Raw genomic sequence first — 5,777 nt, 5'->3', positions numbered from 1 at the left:
ACGGAGCTCCTCTTCTCGCACCTATTGATATGGTATTTATAGGCTTTAAGAATCGCAATGCCAAATATAGGATTAAATTAATCGACGGCAACAGTGCGAACCAACTGCCTGACGGTCAAAACAAAGTCTATATCACCCCATTCAATGATTTAGAATTATGCTTTGAGTCTTCAAGTCCCGATTGGCCAGGCATGATTATATGTACTTATCATTTATCCACCTCTCCTCTATTGCTTGGTCATAATCAAAATCCCGATTGCGGTGAGGTTGAAGAGTGGGGAAGTACTGTACAAGTGCAGGGACACATATTCTATGCAGTCGACGATTATTCCCAAGAAAATGGTAATGCACGTTCATGCGAAGCTTTGATTGGACACTCGATAAAACGAGGTGAGGTAATTGGATTCGCTGGTAGCGTTGGCCACCCCCGTTCTTTAAAGGAGAAGAACGAAGGAGAATATATCACCGTTGGTACTAACCCTCAGGCTCCTTTTCGCTTCAAAGTCTCGCATACATCCGAAAACCCCACCGTTGAAAAGGGAAACCGCTATCTTCATTGGGTTCAGCCAGGCTCATTCTTCTACTGGAAATGTTATAGCCCTGGCACGGAATTCCCCAGTGGGGTACTTGCTTATCCTTTCGAATGCGGCGGCTATCAACTTCCTGTAGAACAACACGACGTGAGTTTCAAATATTCCTCTAAGAGAGCGACTGCTACTCTTACACCAGTACCATCCGCTGATACCCCAACCCCTGCGGCTAAGGTGCAAACCAAACCTTCGTCTGCGAGTGTCATCAGTTGGGATCAGGGCAAAGATTACATCGGTACAAATACTACGTTGTGTGGCCCAGTCGTTGGCACTTACACCGATAGAGGTTTCAGTCACCCCAACGCCACCCTCTACATTGGCAAACCCTTTTCTGATCCAGACCGATTTGTTGTGAAGATATCGGCGAGGATTCGTACCGAATTCGCCAATAAAAGTCCAGAGAATTACTACCTGGGCAAGGACATTTGTATTACTGGATTGATCAAAAGGATTATGGATCCACAAAGTCCACCGCATCCTGGAATCATTGTCGAAAATTCGACGCAAATCGAGCTGTCTGGCAAGGATGCCCCCACTATGACGTTGTGGACTAAGGATTATTCCTTTAGCAGGACGCCAATTGAATCCAGTGACTATATAAAAGGTGTAAATGCTGAACAGTGGAAAACCATCGGTGAAATTGGTGACTCTGCTAACTGTGAGAGAAGAGTAGAAGAGATAACAAACATAGCAAATGCGAACACTATAAGTGAAGAACTACACAAGAAGGACACAGAGGCAATCTATGAATCGGTTAAAAGGAATGAGTTCACAGTTTTGACGAGTGGCACCTATGAACTACACAGAACTCTTTCTATCGGAGACGGTCATAAATTAATTGGTCAAGGTGAGATCATATTGCTTGCTAACAATATTGATATCGGAATTAAGTTAGATTCCGGTTCGATTAGCGGTCTAAGAATCATGAATGCAGGAAATGAAGGTGTGGTATTGGGGAAAAACTCTCTGGTTCACAACACCGTAGTCGGCAACACCGGCGTTGAGCCAAATATCTTAAACTCAAGCGGTGCTGGAATAAGCTCAAATGGGTTTGACTCTACCAATAATTGTGTTGTGAGTGTTGAAGTATTCAATAGTTATAACGACGTAAGCAGTGGTGGTGAAGGTTCCTCTACTTGGGCAGGTGGGAATGCAGATGGATTAGCTGTGAAATACGGTGCACATAACATAACGTTCATCGATGCTCACGCTCACCATAATTCCGACGATGGTTATGATTTTTGGAAAGGTGGGGATGGGGCACAAATAGAAAATGATGACGTAACGATTAGGATTTTTTATTCATCATCAAACCACAATGGGAAAAATCCTCTTACCTCAAATGGTGATGGTAATGGTTTCAAGTTTGGTTCAAACGATGAAAGTCAAGCGCCAAAGAAAGATAAGGGTGCGCGATTAGTTTATGGTTCAGCAGCATGTTATAACAAGGCAAACGGATTTGACCGAAATGGAACAATAACAACCATAGTTGCCAGGAATCTTGATGTTCAATCAAATGGTCAAAGCGCTTATGTTGATGTAGAAAACCTTGATGGTTCTCAAGACAAACATAGATTGAAGTGTTTAATGTTCCCGAATACGGTGCAAGCTGGAAAAGCTGCAACGATTGCTACCCCTACACAGGTACCGCCCACAGCTACAGCTACGGCCACGCCAACTCCGACTCTGACACCTACACCGACTCAGGTGCCACCAACGGTTACACCTACACTCGAACCTACAGCTACTCCCACTCCAACGCATGTTCCCCTTTTGGACGGATTGATTTTGCCATTCCCTATTGCAGATAGCTACGATGAAGCTACCAAATCTTATGGCGGTTTATCGTACGCTGGAAATTGGGTTATCAAACCCTTTGGTAGTGGAGAAAATGGGTGGACTCTCCCCACAGCTGGTGAGGACAGAAACATCGATATATGGTGGGAAATCGTGCCGGAAACGATTCTAGTGGCGTCGGTCTCTGGAAAAGTGGTATTGCTAAGACAAGAACTTTATCACGAAGACCCTGAAGGAGTCTATGAAGCTGATTGGGAGCTCGCAATTATTCCGGATGGCGATGATATCTATTATGTCAGTTATGACCATATGGTAGATCTGATGGTCGAGAACGGCCAAACAGTTGAACGAGGGCAACCGTTGGGTAAAGCAACTCCTGCCCGGATACAAGATAAATTTGAGTGGGGTATCCGTCGGGGTGTGGGGCCGAACTGGGAACAGTCGGGGGGTGGCCTACCGTGGGCGGTGTGCCCAGAACCTACGCTGATTCCTGAACATCAAGATTTTCTTCAAAGAGCTCTCGAACAGATGGAAACGTTGGGTTTCCCCTCGGGTGATAGCATTTGCTGGGCGGATGAGTTTAGAGAGGGGACGTAACACACGAACACATGAAAGGCAGGCGCTAAGTTTTGTCCTGATTGTGGGGCGGTAATGTCGAATTCTCCAAGAAGATCCAAAAATGACATACGAAAGATAACTGAGCGGTAGATATGGCCCCGTAACCATTTTCGGTGCGTGGATATGGGATGCTGACATTCGCTGATGTTGACCGCAACAGTCGGAAGTGAAGAAAAGATTCTTAAAGTCTAGCCCCTACCCCACAACTGTCAACGCCGGTCGAGATTTGACCCTCTGTCGCCGGTTTAGGATTAACCCACCTCGGCTATTTCCTTTCCGCCCTCTACGGTTTCCGATCCCGCTGACAGTAGGTGAGTGGAGGTCATCAGCCCGGCCTGGCGCTTGTCCTTGAGCCTGTAGCTCTCACCTCGTATATTCAGGACGTGGCTGTGGTGTAGCAACCGGTCCAAGATAGCCGTTGCGATCACTGTGTCTCCCAGCAACTCACCCCAGTCGGCGAAGCCCTTGTTGGACGTCAGGACGATGCTGCCCCGCTCATACCTGGCCGATACTAGTGTGAAGAAAGCGGTGGCGGCGTCTCTGTCGTAGGGCCAGATGCCGAACTCGTCTATGATCAGGATCTTAGGCGCCAGGTAGACTCTCATGCGCCGGTCCAGACGATGCTCAGCCCGCGCCCTTCTCAGGTCCTCCATCAGATCGTAGGCCCGGATGAAGTAAGCCCCATACCCCTGCTCTATGCCTTTGATGGCCAGTCCCACAGCCAGATGGGTCTTGCCTACTCCGGGAGGCCCTAACAGCAGAAGGTTGGCAGCCTCTGCCACGAACGTAAGGCTTGCCAGCTCCTTGACCTGGCGCTCGTCGATGGAGGGCTGGAAGCCGAAGTCGAACTGGTCCAGGGTACGTTGGAAGGGTAGATGGGCCAGGCGGGTCCTGGTCGTCAAATAGCGCTCCCTGCGAGCCGCTGCCTCGATGCCTAGCAGGTCTGCCAGCACCTCGGGGTAGGAGAGCTGCTTGTGAGCGGCGGCATCCAGCCTACTGTCCAGCACCGCGGCCGCCTGCGTGAGTCCCAGCGTCTCCATGTACTGTCGGGCCTGTTCCAGGGCGATCATCGCCCACCTCCTTCTGCCAGGAGCTCGTATACGTCCAGCGACCGCCGCTCGACCTCCACCGTGGATACCTGTACCGCAAGAGCCTGCTTCCTCGGCCTGCTATCGCCGTTACGCAGTCCATTCCACTGGCCGGGCAGGGTGAAGCGCTGGCCGGCTCTCTGTGCCCTGGGATGCACTGCTATCCGATGGTCGCCGCCCCAGATCTCCACCATCCCCAGGGCTGGTGCTACTTGTACCGTCTCGGTGGCCCAGGTCCACGGAACGCCATACCAGGCTCTGTCCCACTGCACGTACCCGTCACGGCCGACCTTCCGATCCTCTCGCAGGAAGGGAGTCAGCCGAGCCGGCTCGGCGAGAGGCGCCAGGTAAGGTTGCTCCTTGGCCAGCAGCTCTTTAGGCCGCTCTCTGGTGGTGCCGTGGACCCGAACGTTCGCCACTGACTCGCACCACTCCATCGCCCGGCGGTTCAGGTCCGCATCGTCGGTGAAGCGTGCCCCGGGCCACATGTTGCCACGCACGTACTTGACGCCACTCTCAACCCGGCCCTTCGTCTGGGGCCGATACGGCCTACAGAGCCGGATGTCGAAGCCGATCCTCAGTGCGAAGTCCAGGAAGCGCTGGTTCCACTCAGGTCTCCCGTTGTTGTCACGGCCCAGCACCACCACCTTGGCGTTGTCGTACAGGCACCGCCGAGGCACTCCCCCAAAGTAGGATAAGGCGTTGACGTGACATCGGATGAAGGTGGCCACGTCCGCCCTGCGTACAAACTCCACGTAGATGGCCCGAGACCAACTCAGCACCATCACGAAGGCCCACACCTTCTTCTTGTCACCGTCCTCAGTTAGGTAGCTGAAGCTACCCCAGTCCACCTGGGCCTGCTCTCCCGGCTCAGTCTCGAACCGGACCGTCGCCACAGGTTGCCTCGCCCGGCGCAACGGGTGCACGTACTCCTTCAATATCGTGTACCCGCCGCCGTACCCCTGGGCCCGAAGCTCGCGGAGAAGCACGACACAGTTCTCAAGCCCATCTGATAACCGCTGATGGATGTAACCCTTGTACGGGTCCAGCTTCGAAGGCCGTCGCGGTCTCGGCCTGGCTCTCGGCACCTGGGGAGATCGAAGGTACTTGCGTACTGAGTTCCGCGATATCCCCAGGTCCCTCGCTATTCTCCTGATTGATCGCCCCTCGCCCTTTAACTCGTATAGCTGTTTCACTGTCCCACCTCTTAGCACTTGTCTGGAGCACCTCCGCGTCAGGTTTCCTCCCAACGACACGATGCTCCCCTCACAGGGGGTGGGTCAACTCCATTCCGGCGTTACTGGGTCATTTTAGAACCGGCGGTAACACAACCAAAGAAGCCTTGGCTAGCTCCACCCTAGCCTCTACAGTGGCTTCTATATCTAGTAGGGGCTGGGTATCGCCACAAGCTACCAGCAGCAACATAAATGCTACGGGGAGAAGGAATGATATTGTGAGCTTGAGATTAATCTCTATACCCCCCCACTTGTATCTAATCCCCCATGGGAGTCCTAGCCGTTAGCCGCCATCCCACTCCGCATAACCCTCCCTCTGGGGGCAGTATAGCCAAGGGGGATGGGGTATGGCTTGGCACTAGCTACATTAATTCATAGCTACCCGTGCCAGACGGTGGGGTGGGAGGTGGGGGGAGAAGCCCTAAGTTATTTGAATTGAATTGAATACA

3 protein-coding genes are annotated in these 5,777 nt (G+C 52.0%); 1 reads left to right on the top strand and 2 read right to left on the bottom strand.

Going from position 1 to position 5,777, the window contains the following annotated elements:
- On the top strand, positions 1–2,984 hold a 2,984-nt coding region (locus QF669_06250), incomplete at its 5' end, for a hypothetical protein (GenBank protein ID MDP6457034.1).
- 272 nt (positions 2,985–3,256) lie between these two features.
- On the opposite strand, the gene istB is transcribed toward QF669_06250, so the two are convergent.
- Together istB and istA are read right to left on the bottom strand one after the other, a co-directional pair.
- Positions 3,257–4,045: an IS21-like element helper ATPase IstB gene (gene istB, locus QF669_06245; GenBank protein MDP6457033.1), complete on the bottom strand. Its 789-nt coding sequence runs from the start codon at positions 4,043–4,045 to the stop codon at positions 3,257–3,259.
- Positions 4,046–4,071: 26 nt separating this feature from the next.
- Positions 4,072–5,289 (bottom strand): IS21 family transposase, encoded by a 1,218-nt coding sequence (gene istA, locus QF669_06240; protein MDP6457032.1) that lies wholly within the window; start codon positions 5,287–5,289, stop codon positions 4,072–4,074.
- Positions 5,290–5,777: the final 488 nt, after the last annotated feature.

This window comes from Candidatus Neomarinimicrobiota bacterium (genome assembly GCA_030743815.1).
In the GTDB taxonomy this organism is placed as follows: Bacteria; Fidelibacterota; Marinisomatia; order Marinisomatales; family S15-B10; genus UBA2146.
Note: the sequence above shows the minus strand (reverse complement) of the source record. Positions and strands in the feature narration are given on the sequence as shown.

Excerpts from the sequence above, each read along its gene's own strand:
- istB (MDP6457033.1), bottom strand. The coding sequence starts at position 4,045 with ATGGAGACGCTGGGACTCACGCAGGCGGCCGCGGTGCTGGACAGTAGG.